Genomic DNA, 21,767 nt, shown 5'->3' with positions numbered 1-21,767 from the left:
CCCCAACCCCTCTCCCACTACGTGGGCGAGGGGAGCGCATAACGGCGGCCGGCAGTCTCCCGGTTCCGTCGACGCCGCCGTCCCCCATTTTTATATTTCGTTTACACCCCCCTCCCCCCTCTCTATCCCGTTTTTACCCGCCGATCCCTAACCTGCTAGCCGTGAATCACTGAGTCAGGTGTGAACACCTGCACATGCCATGGACGGGATCTACTTCCTCGTATTGCTGGTCTTCGGCGCGTTGACGGGCGCGCTGCTGGCCCTGTGCGCCGCGCTGGGCGCCAATCTGCCCACCGGGCGCGGTGGCGTTGACGATACCGCCGCCACCTCCAAACACGCTGCTGACGACAGGGGGCTGTGATGGACTGGACCGATCTGCTTAGCGCCGGCCTGGCCGTCGCGATCTTCATCTACCTGCTTGTCGCGTTGTTCCGGCCGGAGAAATTCTGATGTCGACGCCACATTTCACTCAGTTCACCGGACTTCTGGTCCTGTACATCGCCGTCCTGTTTGCGGTGGGGCCGTTCCTCGGGCGTTACATGCGTCGCGCTGTCGAGGAGGGCAATTTCGGCCTGACCGCCTGGGGCCGGCCCATCGAACGCGCGCTGTACCGCGTGGCCGGCGTGCGCGCCGACGCCGAGATGGGCTGGAAGCAGTACGCCATCGCCGTGCTCGTGTTCAACGTGATCGGCGTGATCGCGGTCTACGCGATCCAGCGCGTGCAGGGCATGCTGCCGCTGAACCCGCAGGGCTTCGGCGCGGTATCGCCCGATTCGTCGTTCAATACGGCCATCAGCTTTGTCACCAACACGAACTGGCAGGGCTATGCCGGCGAGTCGACGATGAGCTACCTGACGCAGATGCTCGCGTTGACGGTGCAGAACTTCTTCTCGGCAGCCACTGGCATTGCCGTGGTGTTCGCGCTGATCCGCGGATTCGCGCGCCATACCTCGGCAACGATCGGCAATTTCTGGGTGGACATGACGCGCACCACGCTCTATGTGCTGCTGCCGCTGTCGGTCATCACTGCATTGCTGCTGGTCAGCCAGGGTGTGATCCAGAACTTTGACAGCTACAAGGACGTGAACCTCGTCACGGCTGTCGAGTACACGCAGCCGAAGGTCGATGCGGCGGGGCAGCCCGTGCTCGACAAGGAAGGCAAGCCCGTGACCGAATCGATGAAGACGGCCACGCAGACGCTGGCGATGGGGCCGGTGGCGTCCCAGGAAGCGATCAAGATGCTCGGCACCAACGGTGGCGGCTTCTTCAACGCGAACTCGGCGCACCCGTATGAAAACCCGACGCCGCTGGCCAACTTCATCCAGATGCTGTCGATCTTCCTGATCCCTACCGCACTGTGCTTCACGTTTGGCGAGATGGTGCGCGACCGGCGTCAGGGGGTGGCGGTGCTGGCCTCGATGACGGTGATCTTCGTCGTGATGGCCGTGGCGGCGATGGCGTCCGAGCAGCACATCACCGCGGCGTTGTCTTCGCTGCCGATCGATCATGCCGCGTCCGCGCTGCAGGCCGGCGGCAACATGGAAGGCAAGGAGGTGCGCTTCGGCATTTCGGCCACTTCGCTGTTCGCCACGATCACCACGTCGGCATCGTGCGGCGCGGTCAACGCCATGCACGATTCGTTCACCGCCATTGGCGGGCTGGTGCCGATGCTGCTGATGCAACTGGGCGAGGTGGTGTTCGGCGGCGTGGGCTCTGGCCTCTACGGCATGCTCGTGTACGCCGTGCTGGCCGTGTTCATCGCGGGCCTGATGATCGGACGCACACCCGAGTACCTCGGCAAGAAGATCGAAACCTACGAGATGAAGATGACGGCCGTGGCGATCCTGGTCACGCCGCTGCTCGTGCTCGTGGGTACGGCTATTGCCGTGATGTTCGAGCCTGGCCGGGCGGGTGTGTTCAATCCCGGTACGCATGGATTCTCGGAAATCCTGTACGCGCTTTCATCGGCATCGAACAACAACGGCAGCGCCTTTGCCGGCCTGTCCGCGAACACGCCGTTCTACAACACGCTGCTGGCCGCGGCGATGTGGTTTGGCCGCTTCTGGATCATCGTGCCGGTTCTGGCGATGGCCGGATCGCTGGCCGCCAAGCGCCGCACGCCGGTCACGACCGGCACCATGCCCACGCATGGCCCGCTGTTTGTCGTCCTGCTCGTTGGATCGGTGCTGCTGGTTGGCGCACTGACCTATGTGCCTGCGCTGGCCCTGGGCCCGGTGGCAGAGCAACTGCAGCCCGCGGCAGTCACCGCGGCTGCCAAGTAATCCTGCGGAGAATCGCATGCAACAACAATCCACCGCGACACGCACCACCGCTGGCGGCGCAGCGTCGCGCAATCCGGCTCCGGGTACCACGTCAATGGTCGGCGGCGGCATGCCGAGCCATCCGCGCCCATCGCGCGGCATGTTCTCGCCGGAGCTGGTCAAGCCGGCCATTGCCGACGCATTCCGCAAGCTGAATCCGCGCGACCAGCTTCGCAATCCGGTGATGTTCGTCGTCTACGCGGGCAGCATCCTCACCTCGATCCTGTGTGCACGCGCCTGGCTGCATCCAACGGCGGGTGGCGAATCGGCTGGCTTCATCCTGGCCGTGACGGTATGGCTGTGGTTCACCGTGCTGTTCGCGAACTTTGCCGAAGCGCTGGCCGAAGGCCGCAGCAAGCAGCAGGCCGCCGCGCTGCGCGGGCTCAAGACGACCACCATGGCGCGCGTGGTGCGGGTTGGCCACCGCGATGCCCGTGCACAGGGTGCCACGGAGCAGCGTGTGGCCACCGAACTGCGCCGTGGCGATGTCGTGCTGATCGAAGCCGGTGACATGATCCCCGGCGACGGTGAAGTGATCGAAGGCGTGGCATCGGTCGATGAAAGCGCCATCACTGGTGAATCGGCGCCGGTCATCCGCGAATCGGGCGGGGATTTTTCGTCCGTCACCGGCGGCACGCGTGTGCTGTCGGACTGGATCATCGTGCGCATCACGGCCAATCCGGGCGAAAGCTTCATCGACCGCATGATCAGCATGGTCGAAGGCGCCAAGCGTCAGAAGACGCCGAACGAACTGGCGCTGACGATCCTGCTGGTGGGTCTGACGCTGGTGCTGCTGCTGGCCACCGCCACGCTGCAGCCGTACTCGCTCTATAGCGTGCTTGTGACCAAGGCCGGCGTGCCGGTTTCTGTCACGGTGCTGGTGGCGCTGCTGGTCTGCCTGATCCCCACGACAATCGGCGGCCTGCTCTCGGCCATCGGTGTGGCGGGCATGAGCCGCATGATGGAAGCGAACGTGATTGCCACGTCGGGCCGTGCCGTGGAAGCGGCGGGCGATGTCGACGTACTGCTGCTCGACAAGACCGGCACGATCACGCACGGTAACCGCCAGGCATCGCGCTTTATCTGCGCGCCCGGCGTCACCGATCAGCAGCTTGCGGAAGCCGCGTGGCTGTCGTCGCTGGCCGATGAAACGCCGGAAGGCCGCAGCATCGTCGCGCTGGCTCGCCAGCAGATCGGTGTGAATGCGCCGGAGATGGGCGACAAGGGCCTGGCCGCGCCGGTGTTTATCCCGTTCACCGCGCAGACGCGCATGAGCGGCGTCGACGTGGCCAACGGCAAGTTCGTGCGCAGCGTGCGCAAGGGCTCCGCCGATGCGGTGCGGCGCTACGTGACCGAACGCGCTGGCAAGTTTCCCGAAGTGGTGATGCAAGCCGTCGACGACGTCGCGCGTGCGGGCAGCACGCCGCTGGTGGTGGCCGAAGCCATCGCCGAAGGCACCGAGGAACGCGTGCGCGTACTCGGCGTGGTGGAGCTCAAGGACATCGTCAAGACCGGCATCCGCGAGCGTTTTGGCGAACTGCGCAAGATGGGCATCCGCACGGTGATGATCACCGGTGACAACCGCCTGACCGCCGCGTCGATCGCGGCCGAGGCCGGCGTGGATGACTTCCTGGCAGAGGCCACGCCCGAAGCCAAGCTTGCGCTGATCCGCCAGTACCAGAAGGATGGCCGCCTGGTGGCGATGACCGGCGACGGCACCAACGATGCACCGGCGCTGGCGCAGGCAGACGTGGCCGTGGCGATGAACAGCGGCACGCAGGCCGCGCGCGAGGCCGGCAACATGGTCGACCTCGACAGCAATCCGACCAAGCTGATCGAGATCGTCGAGATCGGCAAGCAGATGCTGATGACGCGCGGATCGCTGACCACGTTCAGCGTGGCAAACGACGTGGCCAAGTATTTCGCGATCATCCCGGCCGCGTTCGCCACCACCTATCCGCAGCTGAACCAGCTGAACGTGATGCACCTGTCGACGCCGTCATCAGCCATCATGTCCGCGGTGATCTTCAATGCACTGATCATCGTCGCGCTGATCCCGCTTTCGCTGCGCGGCGTGGTGTATCGCCCGCTCGGGGCAGCCGTGCTGCTGCGCCGCAACCTGCTGATCTACGGGCTGGGCGGCATCCTGGTGCCGTTTGTCGGGATCAAGCTGATCGACCTGTTGCTGACGATGTTCGGCTGGGTCTGAGCACCGCACGGAGAATCCGCAATGACGCAAATGACTTCCCAAACCAATGCTGTTGCCGAGGCCCCGCGCCAGACCGGCATGCTGCGCCCGGCGCTGACCATTTTCATCGTGCTGTCGGCCGTGACCGGCCTGCTTTATCCGGGCGTCGTGACGAGCATCGCCCGGGCCGTGTTCCCACATCAGGCCGCCGGCTCGCTGATCGTCAAGGACGGCAAGACCGTCGGCTCCGAACTGATCGGCCAGCCGTTCTCGGACCCGAAGTACTTCTGGGGCCGCCTGTCGGCCACCGCGCCGATGCCCTATAACGGCACGGCGTCGGGCGGCTCGAACCTGGGCCCGACCAACCCGGCGCTGACCGATGCCGCGAAGGCTCGCATCGATGCGCTGCGCGAAGCGGATCCCGAGAACAAGGACCCGGTGCCGGTGGACCTGGTGACGGCATCCGGCAGCGGCCTCGATCCGCACATCAGCCCTGCCGCCGCGCGCTATCAGGCGGCACGCGTGGCGCGCCTGCGTGGCGTGCCGCTTGACAAGGTGGATGCGCTGATCGCGGCCAACACGGAAGGCCCGGGCCTGGCGGTGTTCGGCGAGCCGGCCGTCAACGTGCTGAAGTTGAATCTGGCGCTGGATGGGCTGAAATAGAGCTTATGGTTGTGGAAGCGCTGGCCCTCTCCCCCGCCCCTCTCCCGCAGGCGGGAGAGGGGCGAACACCGATGGGATATCAAAGGCTGATGGTTGGCGCCCCTCTCCCGCGCGCGGGAGAGGGGCCGGGGGAGAGGGCAGGCGCATGCACGCACCGCGAACGCCTGCGTGGCACAATCCACTCACGATGACAGACGCCGCCCGCCCGGACCCCGATGCCCTGCTGCAACGCATGCAGGCGGAGAGCGTGCGCGCCGCGCGTGGCAAGTTGCGCGTGTACTTCGGCGCATCGGCTGGTGTCGGCAAGACGTTTGCCATGCTCACCGCGGCGCGCGCGCTGCGCGAGCAGGGCGTGGATGTTGCGGTGGGCGTGGTCGAAACCCACGGCCGTGCGGAAACCGAATCGCTGCTTGAAGGGCTAGACCGTCTGCCGCTGCGCGACGTGCCGTATCGCGACAGGGTGCTGACCGAGTTCGATCTCGACGGCGCGCTGGCGCGGCGGCCCGCGCTGATCCTCGTCGACGAACTCGCGCATTCGAATGCGGCGGGCAGCCGCCATCCAAAGCGCTGGCAGGATATCCAGGAACTGCAGGCCGCCGGCATCGATGTCTGGACCACGGTCAACGTGCAGCATCTGGACAGCCTCAATCAGGCCGTCGGCGGCATCACTGGCGTGCGCGTCTGGGAGACCGTGCCCGATGCGGTGTTCGACGGTGCCGACGAAGTGGTGCTGGTGGATCTGCCCGCCGACGAACTGCTGCGCCGGCTGCGCGAGGGCAAGGTCTATCTGCCCGAACAGGCGCGCCATGCCGCGCGCAATTTCTTCCGCAAGGGCAACCTGATCGCGCTGCGCGAACTGGCGCTGCGCCGTACCGCCGACCGTGTCGATGACGACGTGCGCGCGTATCGCCATGCCGAGTCGATCGAGCCGGTCTGGCGTACGCGCGAGGCCGTGGTGGCGTGCATCGGCACCGGCGACGATGCCGAGCAGGTGGTGCGCAGCGCGCGGCGGCTGGCCGGTCAGCTTGATTGCGACTGGCACGTGGTGACGATTGCCACGCCGCGGCTGATGCCGCTGTCCGACGAAGTCCGCACGCGCGTGCGCGCAGCGATGCAACTGGCCGAGGAACTTGGCGCACGCACCGAGACGCTGGCCGGGCACGACATGGTCAAGTCGGTGGCGGGCTATGTGCGGCGCCATAACCTGACCAAGGTACTTGTCGGGCGCGCGCGTGCCGACTGGCATGCCGAAGGCAGCTGGATCGACAAGGGGCGTGTATGGCTGGCGCGTGCGCTGTCGCCGCTGCTGGGCGCTGGCAACCGGCTGTTCGGCCGGCAGACGTTTGCCGATGCGCTGGCCGCAGGCTGTCCCGAGATCGATGTGATCCGTGTGGCGGCCGATACCACGCGCGCCGATCTGCGGCCGCGTACCCATGAAGCCGCGCCGGCCACGGCGCCCGACGAAGCGGCCGAGGCCGAACTGGCGAGTGCGCGCCGGCGCGACTATGGCTGGGCCGTGGTCTGGTGTGCCGCTGCCACGTTGCTGTCGACCGCGGCGCGGCCGTGGTTCGATCTCGTCAATATCGCCATGCTGTTCCTGGTCGCGGTGGTTGGCGTCGCGCTGCGCCATGGCCGCGGGCCTGCGGCGCTGGCGTCCGTGCTTGCGGTGGCCGCCTTCGATTTCTTCTTCGTGCCGCCGCGCATGTCTTTCGCGGTCAGCGACGTGCAGTATCTGCTGACGTTCCTGGTGCTGCTGGCGGTCGGCCTTGTGATCGGCCAGCTCACGGCGGGGCTGCGCGAACAGGCGCAGGTGGCCGTGCGCCGAGAAACCGACGCGCGCACGCTCTATGAACTGGCCCGCGAGTTGTCGGCGGCACTGACCACGCAGCAGATCGTCGAGATCGGCGGCCGCTTCCTGAGCGCGGCTTTCGACGCGCACGGAACGTTCTTCCTTGTCTCGGAACAGGGGCGCCTGATGACGGTTGCCGGCGGTGAGACAGCGGGAGCCCGCACCGCCAAGGGCGACGCCATCGACAAGGTGCTGGCGCAATGGGTATTCGACCACGGCCAGCCCGCCGGTACCGGCACGCACACGTTGCCCGGCAGCACCGTGCTGTACCTGCCGCTGAAGGCGCCGATGCAGACGCGCGGCGTGCTGGCCGTGGAGCCGAGCGCGTGGCGCGCGCTGGCCGAACCAGAACTGCGCCGCCAGGCCGATGTATTTGCCACGCTGATCGCGATTGCCATCGAACGGCTCCACTATGTCGACGTGGCGCAGCGTGCGCTGCTGTCGATTGAATCCGAGCGGTTGCGCAGCTCGCTGCTTGCGGCGGTATCGCACGATCTGCGCACGCCGCTGACCGGGCTGATCGGCATGGCCGAGACACTGCAGCGCACGGAGCCGCCGCTGGCGCCCGCCGTGGCGGAAACGGTGGAGGCCATGCGTGGCCAGGCGCAGCGTATGCGCACGATGGTCGTCAACCTGCTGGACATGGCGCGACTGCAGCGTCACGACGTGGCATTGCAGCACAGCTGGCAATCGCTGGAGGAACTGGTTGGCGCGGCGCTGGCATCGATGCGCGACGCCATGGGTGCGCATCGCGTGCAGGTACTCGATCTGTCCGAACTGCCGCTGGTGGAGTGCGATGGCGTGCTGATGGAGCGCGTGCTGTGCAACCTGCTGGAGAACGCGGCCAAGTACACGCCCGCTGGGACGGCCATCCGTATCCGAGGCGCCGTGGTGGGCGACGAGGTGCAACTGTCCGTGGAAGATGAAGGGCCGGGCGTGCCTGCCGGGCAGGAGCGCCGCATTTTCGAGAAATTCACGCGCGGCGAGCGGGAGTCGGCCACGACCGGCGTCGGGCTGGGCCTGGCCGTCTGCGAGGCGATCATGCAGGCGCACGGCGGCCGGATCTGGGTCGAAGCCGCACAGCCCGGCGCGCGTTTCACGCTGGCACTGCCACGTGGCAATCCACCGGCCATCGAGCCCGAAGCGCTGGACGAAACCATTCCCGATCATCACTGACATGCCATTCGACTATTCGCCGACCGTGCTTCTGGTCGAGGACGAACCCCATATCCGCCGTTTTGTGCGCGAATCGCTGCAGACCGAGGGCTGCACCGTGCACGAGGCCGAAACGCTCAAGCGCGGCCTGATAGACGCCGGTACGCGCCAGCCGGACGTGGTCATCCTGGACCTGGGCCTGCCCGATGGCGACGGCATGACGCTGATCCGCGAAATGCGCACGTGGACCGAAGTGCCGGTGCTGGTACTGTCGGCTCGCACCGACGAGGCCGACAAGATCGCCGCGCTGGACGCGGGTGCCGACGATTACCTGACCAAGCCGTTCGGCGTTGGCGAACTGGTTGCACGCGTGCGCGTGCTGCTGCGCCGCCACGCCAAGGCGAACCCACAGGGCACGCCGCAGATCACTTTTGGCGATGTGCGCGTGGACCTGGCCAACCGGCTGGTCATGCGCGGCGATATCCAGGTGCACCTGACGCCGATCGAGTACCGGCTGCTGGCCGTGTTGATCGCGCATCGCGGCAAGGTGATGACGCACCGGGAATTGCTGCGCGAGGTCTGGGGGCCTTCGCATTCGGAAAGCAGCCACTACCTGCGCGTCTATATGGGGCACCTGCGTCACAAGCTCGAAATCGACCCTGCGCAACCGGCGCATTTGCTTACCGAAGTAGGCGTGGGGTATCGGTTCGCGGGGTGATTGCGGGGGCCCGCGCTTCCTTACCATCACAAAATATTCTTGCGAAGAATAATGTCCAATCTCTCACGAAGACTTAAATCTTTCGTGAGCATAAGCGCTGGGAAGGATCGCCACCTACACTAAATCAACACCACCAGAACGCGCCTTGCCGGACCGGAGCCAGTTATGCCCCACATCGCCGCCCCCACGATCCGCCAGGCCGTCATCGCCGTGGCGCTGGTCTTCGGACTGACTGCCCACGCGGCAACCGAACCCGCGCCCCCGGCCCAGAACCAGACCCAGGCGGCAGTGGCTGCTTACGAGGCAGGCAACTTCGATGCGGCAATCCACGGTTTTGCGGAGGCTGCGCAGAAGGGCAACCGGCTGGCCCAGTTCAATTACGCGATGATGCTGCTGCGCGGCGAAGGCACGCCCGCGAAGCCGCAGGAGGCGCTGATCTGGCTACGCCGCGCGGCTGACAACCAGATGACACACGCGCAGTTCACATTTGGCGACCTGTATGAGCGCGGTGAATTGGTGCCGCGCTCGCTGGAAGAGGCCAATCGCTGGTACGAGCGCGCGGCTCAGGGCGGACACGTGCAGGCGCAGGTGGCGCTGGCCACCAACTACTTCACTGGCCGCGGCGTGCCGCTCGACTACGGCCGCGCATTCTTCTGGTACAGCAAGGCGGCGGCAGCCGGCGACGAAGGGTCGCAATACATCGTCGCCAGCTACTACGAGCGCGGCTACCCGGGCGTGGTCGGCAAGGATATCGAACAGGCCAAGCTCTGGTACGCACGCGCCGCGGCGCATGGCGACCCCGGGGCGCTGGCCAAGCTGCGTTCCCTGCAGGAGGGGGGCAGCGCCCGGGCCAAGAGCCCGATGTGAAGGCAGGCGGTACGAGTCTTGCTAAGTCCAAATGTCCAAGATGGATGGATTCCTGATTCACTGACGCTTCATACGCTTTCCCGGGGAGGTCGTAGTGGCCACGCATGTCGCGCTGAACCATGTCACGCATTACCGGTATGACCGGCCGGTGCAGCTTTCGCCGCAGGTCGTGCGGCTGCGCCCGGCACCGCATTGCCGGACGCCGATCCTGTCGTACTCGCTGCGAATCGAGCCGGTGACGCACTTCGTCAACTGGCAGCAGGATCCGTTCTCGAACTATCTGGCCCGCCTGGTCATTCCGGAAAAGACGACCGAGTTCAAGGTCACGGTCGATCTCGTGGCCGAAATGGCCGTCTACAACCCGTTCGACTTCTTCCTGGAACCGTCGGCCGAGAAGTTCCCGTTCGGCTATGCGTCGGGGCTCGAGCACGATCTTGCGCCGTACCTGGCAAAGGGCGAGGCAACGCCGCGCCTGGCCGCATTCGTCGCCAGCATCGACCGCACGCCGCGCGCGACGCTCGATTTTCTTGTGGATCTGAACCAGCGCCTGCAGCAGGACATCCGGTACCTGATCCGCATGGAGCCTGGCGTGCAAACGCCAGAAACCACGCTGGAAAACGCCTCGGGCTCATGCCGCGACACGGGCTGGCTGCTGGTGCAGGTCCTGCGCCACCTGGGCCTGGCGGCGCGCTTCGTGTCCGGGTACCTGCTGCAACTGACGCCCGATGTGAAGGCGGTCGATGGCCCGGTCGGCGCGGAAGCGGACTTCACCGACCTGCACGCGTGGTGCGAGGTCTATCTGCCCGGCGCGGGCTGGATCGGGCTCGATCCCACATCGGGACTGCTGGCCGGCGAGGGGCATATCCCGCTGGCATGCACGCCGGAGCCGAGCAGCGCCGCACCGGTGAGCGGCGCGGTGGACGACTGCGAGGTGCAGTTCGAGCATCGCATGTCGATCACGCGCATCTATGAATCGCCGCGCGTGACCAAGCCCTATACCGAAGCGCAATGGACCGCGATCGATGCGGCAGGCATGGCGGTGGACCGGCAGCTTGAACAGATGGACGTGCGCCTGACGATGGGCGGCGAGCCAACCTTCGTTTCCGCGCGTGACCGCGATGGCGCCGAATGGAATACCGATGCGCTCGGGCCGACCAAGCGCGGCCTGGCCACCGAACTGGTGCAGAAGCTGCGCGCGCGCTATGGCGCCGGCGGATTCCTGCACTTCGGGCAGGGCAAGTGGTATCCGGGCGAACAGTTGCCGCGCTGGGCGCTGTCAATCTGCTGGCGTGCCGATGGCGAGCCTTGCTGGCAGGACGCGACGCTGTTCGCGGACGAGCGCCGTCCCGATCGCTACACGTCGGCCGATGCACAGCGCTTCATGGAGGCGCTGAGCCGGCGGCTCAACCTCGACACCGCGTGCATCCAGCCGGCCTACGAGGACGTCTGGTACTACCTGTGGCGCGAGCGGCGGCTGCCAGTGAACGTCGACCCGCATGACGCGAAGCTCGACGACGAACTGGAACGCGTGCGCCTGCGTCGCATCTTCGACGCCGGGCTGTCCAGCGTGACCGGCTACGTGCTGCCGCTGGCGCGTGACGAATCGGCACAGTGGATCAGTGGCCAATGGTTCCTGCGCGACGACCGCCTGTACCTGTTGCCCGGTGATTCGCCGATGGGCTACCGGCTGCCGCTCGAATCGCTGCCGTGGGTCTCGAAGGCCGACTACCCGTGGCAGTTCGAGCAGGACCCGTTCGCACCACGTGCTCCGCTGCCCGAGACACCGCCATTGCGCACGCAGCCGTCAGCAGCGGCGTTCAGCCCGGCCGCGATGGCGACGCTGCGGGCAGAGGCGCGCGGCAACGGGCGGGCAGGTGCGTCATCGAAAGCAAGCCTGGGGGCAACTGTGGGAGCGATGCCCGCGCGTGGCGAATCGGAAAAGGACGCGGTGCGCACCGCGCTGTGCGTCGAGGTGCGTCACCCAAGCCGTGTCGCCGGCCCGGCCGTCGAATGGCAGTCGATGGAAGACCGGCGCGGCATTCTCTATGTCTTCATGCCGCCGCTGACGGTGCTGGAAGACTATCTCGCACTGCTCGGCGAAATTGAGGCGACGGCTGCGGAGCTTGGCGTGAGGATCGTGCTCGAAGGCTATCCGCCGCCGCGCGACGCACGGCTGAAGCTGCTGCAGGTGACGCCCGATCCGGGAGTGATCGAGGTCAACATCCACCCGGCCAGCCACTGGGCCGAACTGGTCGAACATACCGAGTTTCTCTATCTGGCCGCGCACGAAACGCATCTGTCTGCAGAGAAGTTCATGGTCGATGGCCGCCACACCGGCACCGGCGGCGGCAACCACTTCGTGCTGGGCGGCGCCACACCTGCGGACAGTCCGTTCCTGCGCCGGCCCGACTTGCTGGCCAGCCTGATCGCCTACTGGCACAACCATCCGTCGCTGTCGTACCTGTTCTCGGGGCTGTTCATCGGCCCCACCAGCCAGGCGCCGCGCGTGGACGAGGCGCGTAACGACCAGGTCTATGAGCTGGAGATCGCGTTCGACGAACTGCGCCGCCAACTCGTCATGCGTGAAGGCAAGCCGAACGCCTATGTGCCGCCGTGGCTGATCGACCGCGTGCTGCGCAACCTGCTGGTCGATGTCACCGGCAACACGCACCGTTCCGAGTTCTGCATCGACAAGCTTTACTCGCCGGACGGTCCGGCGGGCCGGCTTGGCCTGCTGGAGTTGCGCGCGTTCGAGATGCCGCCGCACGCACGCATGAGTCTGGTGCAGCAGTTGCTGCTGCGTGCGCTGGTGGCACGCTTCTGGCGCACGCCGTACACGGCGAAGCTCACGCGCTGGGGCACCGCGCTGCATGATCGCTTCATGCTCGGCACGTTCGTGCAGATGGATTTCGACGACGTGCTGACGGAAATGCGCATGGCCGGCTTCGTGTTCGAATCGTCATGGTTCGCGCCGCACTTCGAATTCCGCTTCCCGCGCGTCGGCGAGATCGACGTGGCCGGCCTGTCGCTGACGCTGCGCACGGCGCTGGAACCGTGGCACGTGATGGGCGAGGAAGGCGCGGCAGGCACCACGGTGCGCTACGTCGATTCGTCGGTCGAACGGATCGAGGTGTGCGTGCTGGGGCTCAACGACAACCGCCATGTGATCACCGTCAACGGTCAGGCGCTGCCGCTGCAGCCCACCGGGCGTGCCGGCGAGTTCGTGGCTGGTGTGCGGTATCGGGCATGGGCACCGCCGTCGTCGTTGCATCCGACCATTCCATCTCACGCGCCGCTGACGTTCGACGTGGTGGATGCATGGATGGATCGCAGCGTTGGCGGCTGCCAGTATCATGTGTCGCATCCGGGCGGCCGCAGTTACCAGACATTCCCGGTCAACGCGTACGAAGCGGAAAGCCGGCGTCTGGCGCGCTTCTTCACGATCGGCCATACGCCGGGCCGATCGGTGGCACCGCCGGTGCGGCGCAGCCTCGAGTTTCCGTTCACGCTCGACCTGCGCGATACGCCCTGACCGATGTACCAAGGAGATCGTAGCCCTTGCCTTCGCAGTCGTCGCTGCCCCTTGAAGGTCCCGATGCGCCAGCCATGACGGCCGGCCGTCTGGCGCTGCCCGTGCCGGACGGCCACCTCGACGAGCTTCGCCTGCCCGATGGCACGCTGCGCGAACCGTGGGCCCGCTTCTTTTCCATACTCGGCGATCTGCATCCCGGCACGCTGAATGGCCATGCGGCCGCCGTCGCACGGCAGATTCGCGATAACGGCGTCACGTACAACATCTATGCCGATCAGGGCGGTGGCGCGCGCGCCTGGCAGCTCGAAGTGTTTCCGTTCCTGGTGTCGGAGGAAGACTGGGCCGTCATCGAGGCCGGCGTGGCGCAGCGCGCGACGCTGGCCAACGCGATCATGGCCGACATCTACGGCCCGCAGACGCTGCTCACGCGCGGTTTGCTGCCGCCCGGGCTGGTCTACGGGCACCCGGGCTACATGCGGCCACTCAAGGGGTATCAGCCGCCGGGCGGCAGCTTCCTGCAGACGATGGCGGTGGATCTGGTGCATACGGAGAACGGCTGGACCGTGATTGCGCATCGCACGGAAACGCCATCGGGCATGGGCTATGCGCTGGAGAACCGCCTGATCATCTCGGGCCAGTTCGCCGAGGCGTTCCGCGAAATGCGCGTGCGGCGTCTGCCGCAGGCATTCGCACAACTGATCTCCACGCTGGCGCTTGTGCCGCTGGCTGGCGACGCCGGCGGCGACCGGTCCGCGCAGACGGCGGGGCGGCAGATCGTGCTGCTGTCGCCGGGGCCGTTCAACGAGACCTACTTCGAACACACGTTCCTCGCGCGCTACCTCGGCATCACGCTGGTCGAAGGTAAGGACCTGACCGTGCGCAACGACGTGGTGTACCTGAAGACGTTTGGCGGGCTGGAGCGCGTGGACGTGATCCTGCGCCGCCTTGACGATGTGTTCTGCGATCCGCTGGAACTGCGTAGCGATTCGAGCATCGGCGTGCCGGGCCTGCTGGAGGCGATGCGCGCCGGCAACGTGATGGTGTCGAACGTGCCGGGCTCGGGCTTCCTGGAATCTCCGGCGATCCACGGCTTCCTGCCCGGCGTGGCGCGGGAGCTGCTGTGCGAGACGCTGATCCTGCCTGCGGTGTCGAGCTGGTGGTGCGGTGAGGACGCGGCGCAGCAGGAGGCAATGGGCCTGCTCGACGAAGCGTTCGTGATGCCCACCTATCCGCGCGTGCCGGGTGACGCGCCGCTGGGCATGGAGCAGGGGTTGCAGACGCTGGCCGACTGGCATGAACGGATTCAGGCATCGCCTGACCGCTACACGCTGCAGGCGCCGCTGCCGCTTTCGCATATGCCGTGCTGGGAGCCGGACGGGGACGGCGACAACAATAGCGGCGGCCGCATCGGTTCACGCGCGGCAATGCTGCGCGTCTACGCGATTGCCGATGGCAATGGCGGCTGGCAGGTCATGCCGGGCGGGTTCACGCGGCTGGCGCCGCCGCACCTGGAAGCCGTGTCGATGCAGCTTGGCGGGACCAGTGCCGATACCTGGGTGCTGTCGAGCCAGCCCACGCACGCGGCGCCGCTGACGACAGTGCGGACAGGACTGGCGGGAATGGGGGCGGCGGCCGCGACCGCGACGCGTGCGTTGGCCGTGTCAAGCCGCGCCGCCGAGAACCTGTTCTGGGCAGGCCGTTACGCCGAGCGCGGGGAGAACGTGGTGCGCCTGTGCCGACAGATTCTCGGCTCGATCGAATCGAACGACGAAACCGACGACGGCACGCTGAACATGATCGGCCAGCTTGCGCAGTGGTTCGGACTGGTGCCGACGCAGACGCCGTCGCCGCAGGCATCGTTGCGCGTGTTCGAACGCAGCCTGGTGTCCGCACTGGCCGATCCACATGCCATGTCAGGGCTCGGGCCGACGCTGGCCAGCCATGCGCGTGCGGCCAACGAGATCCGCAACCGGCTGTCGAACGATCACTGGCGCACGATCCTGGCCGCACGCAACGATTTTCATGACGCAATGCAAGCCGCCGCGTGCCCGGGCGGCGCACCGGGAGAGGGCTCCTACGACCGCTCGAAGGTGCTGGGCGCGCTCGAACATCTGTCGATGCAGCTGGGTGCGATCAGCGGTGCACAGGGCGATCGCATGGCGCGTGACGAAGCGTGGCGGCTGGTGTTCATCGGTCGCCACATCGAGCGGCTCGGTACGCTGGCGCTGTTCCTGGAAGTCGCCGGGCGCAGCGGCGCACTGCATTCGCGTAGCGGATTCGACCTGCTGCTGCATCTGTTCGACAGCACGCTGTCGTTCCGCTCGCTGTTCCCGGGCCGCACCGATGTGCAGGCTCTGGTCGATCTGCTGATACTGGAGCCGACCAATCCGCGTGGCGTCTACGGCGTGCTCGATCGCCTGCGCGAAAAGCTCGCGCTACTACCGACCGGCGCCACGGGCCAGGCCCGCGTGCCGCTGGCGGAAATGCTGCCGCCGGGCAGTGCGCTGCCGTCGCGCATGCTGCTATGCGAGCGCAATCGGCAGGGTCGCTACGGCACGCTCGAAGCGATGTGCGATCAGCTTGGCGCACGCATGGCAAAGCTGTCCGAAGAGATCGGCGGACGCTACTTCAGCCATGCGGGCGTGGCCATCGAAACCGAACTGCCTTGAATGACGTGGATGACGTGGATGACGTGACTGCCATGAGCGATATCGCCCCGCCCGGGATACCCGCCACGCTGAGCGTGCATCACGTGACGACCTACCACTATGCGTGGCCGGTGGAACACGCGCAGCAGCGCGCGGTGGTCACGCCGCCCTCGTACCCATGGCAGACCGTCAGCACGTACGCGACAGAGGTGGACCCCGCACCGTCCCACCAGCACGTGCGTGCTGACGCATTCGGCAACAACGTTCTGCATTTCATGCTCGACGTGCCGCACGATACGATGCGGCTGACCACGACCAGCACCGTCACACTGGCGCCGCGCTGGCAGTCGCTCGACATCGAACGCAGCCCGCGCTGGGAGGAAGCCGCGCAACGGCTGCGCTTTCGCGTTGGCGAACCCTTCCACCCGGAGACCGAGTTCGTCTACGCATCGCCCAACGTGGCGCTTCATGCCAGCCTGCGCGACTACGCACTGCAAAGCTTCACCCCCGGCGTCACGGTCGCGGCCGGCGCGATCGACCTGATGCATCGCATCCACGCCGACTTCGAGTATCACGGCGAGACAACCGAGGTGCATACGCCCGCGCTGGACGCATTCGCGCTGCGCAGCGGCGTTTGTCAGGACTTCGCGCAGGTGATGATTGGCTGCCTGCGCTCGATTGGGCTGGCCGCACGCTATGTCAGCGGCTACCTGTGCACCGACCCGCCACCGGGCGAGCCGCGGCTGCTTGGCGCCGATGCATCGCATGCGTGGGCAGGGGTGTGGTGCCCCGAGAACGGCTGGATCGATCTCGACCCCACCAACGCGATGCTGGCCGACACGCGCCACGTCACGCTGGCCATCGCACGCGACTACAGCGACGTGCCGCTGCTGCACGGCGTGATCGTGGGCGGGGGCGAGCATACGGTGGAGGTGGAGGTCAGCGTGGTGCCGGTGGCGTCGGCATAGCGAGCGCTCGGCCCTCTCCCCCGACCCCTCTCCCGCAGGCGGGAGAGGGGAGAACACCCGGGGGCTTTCAAACGCTGTTGGTTTGCTCCCCTCTCCCGCGCGCGGGAGAGGGGCTGGGGGAGAGGGCAAGCGCAAAAAAAGCCGGCCACGCATCAAGCGTAGCCGGCTTCTTCACATCCGGAACACCGATATCAGCCGAGCTTCTTCTTCAGCAGCTCGTTGACCTGTGCCGGGTTGGCCTTGCCCTTGGTGGCCTTCATCGCCTGGCCGACCAGTGCGTTGAATGCCTTCTCCTTGCCGGCGCGGAATTCCTCGACCGACTTGGCGTTGGCGGCCAGCACGTCGTCGATGATTTTCTCGAGTTCGCCCGTGTCGGACATCTGCTTCAGGCCCTTGGCCGCGATGATCGCGTCGGCGTCGCCGGCGGACTCGCCGGCCCACATCGCAGGGAACACGTCCTTCTTGGCGGTGTTGTTCGACACCGTGCCGTCGGCGATGCGTGCCAGCAGTTTGGCCAGTTGCGCGGGGCGCACGGGCGCTTCGTCGATCGAGATGCCTTCGCGGTTCAGTTGCGAGGCGATCTCGCCCATCACCCAGTTCGCGGCCGGCTTGGCGTTAGCGGTGCCGACTTCTGCCACCACGGCATCGAAGTAGGCAGCCAGCGATTTCGTCGCGGTGAGCGTGCTCGCGTCGTAGGCCGACAAGCCGTACTGCGACACGAAGCGCGCCTGCATCGTGGCCGGCAACTCGGGCAGTTCGCTCTTCACGCGATCGATCCACGCGGCGTCGATCTCCAGCGGCATCAGGTCCGGATCGGGGAAGTAGCGATAGTCGTGCGCGTCTTCCTTGGTGCGCATCGCACGCGTCTCGCCGGTGTCGGGGTCGAACAGCACCGTGGCCTGTACGATCTCGCGGCCGTCCTCGATCTCGGCGATCTGCCACTGCACTTCGTACTCGATGGCCTGCTGCAGGAAGCGGAACGAGTTCAGGTTCTTGATCTCGCGGCGCGTGCCGAACTTCTCCTGGCCCACCGGGCGGACCGAGACGTTGGCGTCGCAGCGGAAGCTGCCTTCCTGCATGTTGCCGTCGCAGATGCCCAGCCACATCACCAGCGAGTGCAGCGCCTTGGCATAGGCCACGGCTTCAGCCGCGCTGCGCATGTCCGGCTCGGTCACGATTTCCAGCAGCGGCGTGCCGGCGCGGTTCAGGTCGATGCCGGTCATGCCCGCGAAGTCCTCGTGCAGCGACTTGCCGGCGTCTTCCTCCAGGTGCGCGCGCGTCAGGTTGACGGTCTTCTCGTACACGCCCTGCTTGCCTTCCACCTGGACCGTGATCTGGCCGCCCTGCACCACCGGGATCTCGTACTGGCTGATCTGGTAGCCCTTCGGCAGGTCAGGGTAGAAGTAATTCTTGCGCGCGAAGATGCTGCGCGGCGCGATCTTCGCGTCGATGGCCAGGCCAAACTGGATCGCGCGCTCCACGGCGCCGCGGTTCAGCACGGGCAGCACACCCGGCAGCGCCAGGTCCACGGGCGAAGCCTGCGTGTTGGGTTCGGCCCCGAACGCGGTGGAGGTGCCGGAGAAAATCTTGGAGGCCGTGGAGAGCTGTGCATGCGTCTCCAGGCCGATCACCACTTCCCATTGCATGGCGGTATTCCTGGTTTGAGTCTTTCTGTATCTATGTTCGGTGCTCGTCGATCCGGGGGCCGCTGGTTCAGGGGTCCGGGCTCGCGAGCCATGAATCGAGTTGTGTCAGGGCGGCCACGCGGGCAACGGCATCGCCGCCCACCGTGACGCCGCCCGTGCGCCGTGTCGCGGCGGCATCGCGCCGCATATGCAGTTCGCTCGTGCCATCGAAGCCGTGGTACGCGCCCGGATAGATCTCCAGCCGGAAGCGCGCATTCGGCTGGCGGGCCTGTACCGCGTTCTGCAGCATCGCGCAGCGCGTGGCGGGCGTCCAGTCGTCGGCGCCGCCAATCAGCAGCAACAGCGGCGAGCGCAGCTTGAAGTCATGCTGCCGCACCGCGCGCTTGCAGCCCGGGTAGAACGCTACCGCGCGGTCCACCGTGGGCGTGCCGCCGGGCCAGGGGCGGCTTGCGTCGATTGTCGCCAGCACGGCCTGTGCGCCGTTGGACCAGCCCAGCAGCACGATACGGCGCGTGTCGATGCCGGGCTGCCTGGCTACCCAGCGCAGCGCGGCCAGTGCATCGGCGCGGCGTGTCCTGTCGTCGATCGCCCGGGTGTCCAGGGCCTCGTTACAGGTGCCCTGGGCCCTGCCGCGCGGGCTGTAGCTATCCGGCATCAGCACCGCGTAGCCGCGTTCGGCAAGCCAGTGCGCGTATTCGCGATAGCGGTTCTGCAGCGCGCCAGCCGGATCGATGACTGCCTCGATCGTGCCGGCGCGTTTGGTGGCCACGCGCGTGTCGATCAGGCCGTTGCAGCCGTGCAGCGCGACCACCACCGGCAGCGGCTGCGAACGCGTGGCGCCAGCTTCGCGCGGCGTGAACCAGTACCCCGTCAGATCCGGTGTGCCGGCATCGTCGGGGATGCGCACGCGCTGCGCAACCGGCTCCGCCGTGGCTGCGGGTGCCGTCGGGGCCAACGGGGCCGACTGGACCGACTGGGCCGACGATAAGCCGCCAGCCACGCTGCCGACAGCCGCCGACGCGGACGCCGGCGAGACTGGCGACACTGGTGACGCGGCGGGATGCGCCGGTGCGGCCCGCAAAAACAGCGTCATGCCGATTGCCACCGCCGCCACGCCCGCACGCAGCCAGCGGCCCGCCGTGGTCGGAACCATCGGCGTGGCTGCTGGCGTGGTGGGGTGCGGGTGGCGTGCCATGATCGCTGTATGGGCGATAACGCTCAGCGCGTCTGGGCGCAGCCGCCCGTGCCTGGTTCGAACATCACGGGCCACGCCTGCTCATAGATGCCCGGCGTGCAGTGCGCCTGGCAGTTGGCATGGGCCAGCGTGACGCGGCGTGGATCCTGCCAGACCATCAGCTCGCACGCGCTGCCGTCGTTGGCGCGCAGTTCGATCTGCGGCGTTTTGCGGACCTGGTGGAAATCGGCCAGGTTGAAGCTGCACGACCCGCGCCGGCCCACCCAGAGCTTCCACTGGAGTTGCTGCACGGTGTTGGTGGACACGCGCAATTGCGCGTCCTCGCGGAAACCGTCTTCCTCGGTCCGGCGGCAGTCACCGACGATGTCGATATCGCGCGCGGCAATCGGCGTCGGGTGCCCGCCAAACGGCGTCGGAATCGGAATGCAGCCGGCCAGCGTCGCCGCCAGGGCCAGGGCCGCGGCGAGACGTGCGTTGACGAAGGGCAGGGGGCGCGCTTGCATGACGTGCTCAGGCGGGGCGGCGCAGATGCCAGTCGGTGGCCTGCTGGAACGCATGGGCCACCTGCAGCAGGCGCGCTTCGTCAAAGTAGTTGCCGATGATCTGCATGCCCACGGGCATGTTGCCTTCGCCAAAGCCGGCCGGCACGCTCATGCCGGGCAGGCCGGCCAGGCTGGTCGACAGCGTGAAGATGTCGGCCAGGTACATCTGCACCGGGTCTGCGGTCTTCTCGCCAAGCTTCCAGGCCACGCTCGGGGCCACCGGGCCCATGATCACGTCGCACTGGCCGAACGCGCGCTGGAAGTCGTCGGCGATGATGCGGCGGATCTTCTGCGCCTGCAGATAGTACGCATCGTAGTAACCGTGCGACAGCACGTACGTGCCCACCATGATGCGGCGCTTGACCTCGCGGCCAAAGCCTTCGGCGCGGCTTTTCTTGTACATGTCGAGCAGGTCGCGGTATTCGGCGGCGCGATGGCCGTAGCGCACACCATCGAAGCGCGACAGGTTCGACGACGCCTCGGCTGGCGCGATCACGTAGTAGACGGGGATCGACAGTTCGGTCTTCGGCAGCGTCACGTCGACGAGCGTGGCGCCCAGCTTTTCATACTCGGCCAGCGCGGCGCGCACGGCCTGCTCGACGTCCGCCGACAGCCCCTTGCCGAAGTATTCGCGCGGCAGGCCGATGCGCAGGCCTGCCAGCGGCTGGCTGGCGCTGGCGCCGGCGCGCGGCTGGCCCAGCAGGCGCGTGAAATCCTCGGTGACGCCGCCCAGTTCCGGGGTCAGGCTGGTCGAGTCCTTCGGGTCGAAGCCCACCATCGCATTGAGCAGCATCGCGCAGTCCTCGGCCGAATGGGCCATCGGGCCACCCTGGTCCAGCGACGACGCAAACGCGATCATGCCGAACCGCGACACGCGGCCATAGGTCGGCTTGATGCCGGTGATGCCCGAGAACGAGGCCGGCTGGCGGATCGATCCGCCCGTATCGGTGCCGGTGGCGGCGGGCGCCAGGCCGGCGGCCACGGCGGCGGCGGAACCGCCCGACGAGCCACCCGGCACCCGGCTGGTGTCCCACGGGTTGCGCACGGCGCCGAAGAACGAGTTCTCGTTCGACGAACCCATCGCGAATTCGTCCATGTTGGTCTTGCCCAGCGTGACCATGCCGGCGGCGGCCAGGCGTTCGACCACGGTGGCGTCGAACGGGCTCTGGTAGCCGTCCAGCATCTTCGAGCCGGCGGTGGACTTCCAGCCGCGCGTCACGAAGACGTCCTTGTGGGCGATGGGCACGCCGGTCAGCGGCGTGACCTGGCCCTGGGCGCGGCGCTCGTCGGCGGCGCGGGCCTGGGCCAGCGTCAGTTCGGGATTGACATCCACGAACGCATTGAGGGATTTACTGGCCTCGATGCGGGACAGGTACTCGCGCGCGAGTTCCTCGGCGGAAACGGTGCGCGCTGCCAGGGCATCGGCGATCTGGCGCAGGGAAGTCACGGAATCAGCGGAAAAGGGCATGTCGGTG

15 protein-coding genes are annotated in these 21,767 nt (G+C 67.0%); 11 read left to right on the top strand and 4 right to left on the bottom strand.

Annotated elements, in window-relative coordinates:
* The first annotated feature begins 199 nt into the window (after positions 1 to 199).
* From B552_RS29100 to B552_RS0117520, 11 genes are all read left to right on the top strand, one after another.
* Positions 200 to 361, top strand: coding sequence for a hypothetical protein (locus B552_RS29100; protein ID WP_019450361.1), 162 nt, complete (start codon positions 200 to 202; stop codon positions 359 to 361).
* Positions 361 to 450, top strand: coding sequence for a K(+)-transporting ATPase subunit F (gene kdpF / locus B552_RS27645; protein WP_019450360.1), 90 nt, complete (start codon positions 361 to 363; stop codon positions 448 to 450). Before B552_RS29100 ends, kdpF begins: the two co-directional genes overlap by 1 nt.
* Entirely contained in the window at positions 450 to 2,282 is a 1,833-nt protein-coding gene (gene kdpA / locus B552_RS0117560) for a potassium-transporting ATPase subunit KdpA (protein ID WP_019450359.1), read from the top strand. The genes kdpF and kdpA overlap by 1 nt, the downstream gene beginning before the upstream one ends.
* A gap of 16 nt (positions 2,283 to 2,298) precedes the next feature.
* Complete coding sequence (gene kdpB, locus B552_RS0117555) at positions 2,299 to 4,530, top strand: potassium-transporting ATPase subunit KdpB (RefSeq protein WP_019450358.1); 2,232 nt, start codon at positions 2,299 to 2,301, stop codon at positions 4,528 to 4,530.
* A 30-nt stretch (positions 4,531 to 4,560) separates the two neighbouring features.
* Entirely contained in the window at positions 4,561 to 5,172 is a 612-nt protein-coding gene (kdpC, locus tag B552_RS0117550) for a potassium-transporting ATPase subunit KdpC (protein WP_026035772.1), read from the top strand.
* A 145-nt stretch (positions 5,173 to 5,317) separates the two neighbouring features.
* Positions 5,318 to 8,197 (top strand): sensor histidine kinase KdpD, encoded by a 2,880-nt coding sequence (locus B552_RS0117545; RefSeq protein ID WP_019450356.1) that lies wholly within the window; start codon positions 5,318 to 5,320, stop codon positions 8,195 to 8,197.
* Between the two features lies 1 nt (position 8,198).
* Entirely contained in the window at positions 8,199 to 8,894 is a 696-nt protein-coding gene (gene kdpE, locus B552_RS0117540) for a two-component system response regulator KdpE (RefSeq protein ID WP_019450355.1), read from the top strand.
* Positions 8,895 to 9,059: 165 nt separating this feature from the next.
* Positions 9,060 to 9,761 carry a tetratricopeptide repeat protein gene (locus B552_RS0117535; protein WP_019450354.1) on the top strand — a complete coding sequence of 234 codons (702 nt, stop codon included), beginning with the start codon at positions 9,060 to 9,062 and terminating at the stop codon, positions 9,759 to 9,761.
* Between the two features lie 94 nt (positions 9,762 to 9,855).
* Positions 9,856 to 13,293, top strand: coding sequence for a transglutaminase family protein (locus B552_RS0117530; RefSeq protein ID WP_019450353.1), 3,438 nt, complete (start codon positions 9,856 to 9,858; stop codon positions 13,291 to 13,293).
* A 26-nt stretch (positions 13,294 to 13,319) separates the two neighbouring features.
* Positions 13,320 to 15,962: a circularly permuted type 2 ATP-grasp protein gene (locus B552_RS0117525; protein ID WP_019450352.1), complete on the top strand. Its 2,643-nt coding sequence runs from the start codon at positions 13,320 to 13,322 to the stop codon at positions 15,960 to 15,962.
* Positions 15,963 to 15,994: 32 nt separating this feature from the next.
* Complete coding sequence (locus tag B552_RS0117520) at positions 15,995 to 16,909, top strand: transglutaminase family protein (RefSeq protein ID WP_026035771.1); 915 nt, start codon at positions 15,995 to 15,997, stop codon at positions 16,907 to 16,909.
* Positions 16,910 to 17,100: 191 nt separating this feature from the next.
* Here B552_RS0117520 and gatB read toward each other — a convergent pair whose 3' ends face one another.
* The 4 genes from gatB to gatA form a co-directional block, all read right to left on the bottom strand.
* Complete coding sequence (gene gatB / locus B552_RS0117515) at positions 17,101 to 18,555, bottom strand: Asp-tRNA(Asn)/Glu-tRNA(Gln) amidotransferase subunit GatB (RefSeq protein WP_019450350.1); 1,455 nt, start codon at positions 18,553 to 18,555, stop codon at positions 17,101 to 17,103.
* Between the two features lie 67 nt (positions 18,556 to 18,622).
* Complete coding sequence (locus B552_RS0117510) at positions 18,623 to 19,648, bottom strand: dienelactone hydrolase family protein (protein WP_051003585.1); 1,026 nt, start codon at positions 19,646 to 19,648, stop codon at positions 18,623 to 18,625.
* Positions 19,649 to 19,773: 125 nt separating this feature from the next.
* The gene (locus B552_RS0117505) at positions 19,774 to 20,253 is read right to left on the bottom strand and encodes a hypothetical protein (RefSeq protein WP_019450348.1); all 480 of its coding nucleotides are present in this window, start codon (positions 20,251 to 20,253) and stop codon (positions 19,774 to 19,776) included.
* Positions 20,254 to 20,260: 7 nt separating this feature from the next.
* Entirely contained in the window at positions 20,261 to 21,760 is a 1,500-nt protein-coding gene (gene gatA, locus B552_RS0117500; protein ID WP_019450347.1) for an Asp-tRNA(Asn)/Glu-tRNA(Gln) amidotransferase subunit GatA, read from the bottom strand.
* Between the last annotated feature and the right edge of the window lie 7 nt (positions 21,761 to 21,767).

The organism is Cupriavidus sp. BIS7 (assembly GCF_000292345.1).
Classification (GTDB): Bacteria; Pseudomonadota; Gammaproteobacteria; order Burkholderiales; family Burkholderiaceae; genus Cupriavidus.
This window is presented reverse-complemented; position numbering and strand designations above follow the sequence as displayed.

Bases quoted from the DNA above. Each gene is read 5' to 3' on its own strand.
- B552_RS29100 (WP_019450361.1), top strand. From the start codon at position 200: ATGGACGGGATCTACTTCCTCGTATTGCTGGTCTTCGGCGCGTTGACG.
- kdpF (WP_019450360.1), top strand. From the start codon at position 361: ATGGACTGGACCGATCTGCTTAGCGCCGGCCTGGCCGTCGCGATCTTC.
- kdpA (WP_019450359.1), top strand. From the start codon at position 450: ATGTCGACGCCACATTTCACTCAGTTCACCGGACTTCTGGTCCTGTAC.
- kdpB (WP_019450358.1), top strand. From the start codon at position 2,299: ATGCAACAACAATCCACCGCGACACGCACCACCGCTGGCGGCGCAGCG.
- kdpC (WP_026035772.1), top strand. From the start codon at position 4,561: ATGACTTCCCAAACCAATGCTGTTGCCGAGGCCCCGCGCCAGACCGGC.
- B552_RS0117545 (WP_019450356.1), top strand. From the start codon at position 5,318: ATGCACGCACCGCGAACGCCTGCGTGGCACAATCCACTCACGATGACA.
- kdpE (WP_019450355.1), top strand. From the start codon at position 8,199: ATGCCATTCGACTATTCGCCGACCGTGCTTCTGGTCGAGGACGAACCC.
- B552_RS0117535 (WP_019450354.1), top strand. From the start codon at position 9,060: ATGCCCCACATCGCCGCCCCCACGATCCGCCAGGCCGTCATCGCCGTG.
- B552_RS0117520 (WP_026035771.1), top strand. From the start codon at position 15,995: ATGAGCGATATCGCCCCGCCCGGGATACCCGCCACGCTGAGCGTGCAT.
- gatB (WP_019450350.1), bottom strand. From the start codon at position 18,555: ATGCAATGGGAAGTGGTGATCGGCCTGGAGACGCATGCACAGCTCTCC.
- B552_RS0117510 (WP_051003585.1), bottom strand. From the start codon at position 19,648: ATGACGCTGTTTTTGCGGGCCGCACCGGCGCATCCCGCCGCGTCACCA.
- B552_RS0117505 (WP_019450348.1), bottom strand. From the start codon at position 20,253: ATGCAAGCGCGCCCCCTGCCCTTCGTCAACGCACGTCTCGCCGCGGCC.
- gatA (WP_019450347.1), bottom strand. From the start codon at position 21,760: ATGCCCTTTTCCGCTGATTCCGTGACTTCCCTGCGCCAGATCGCCGAT.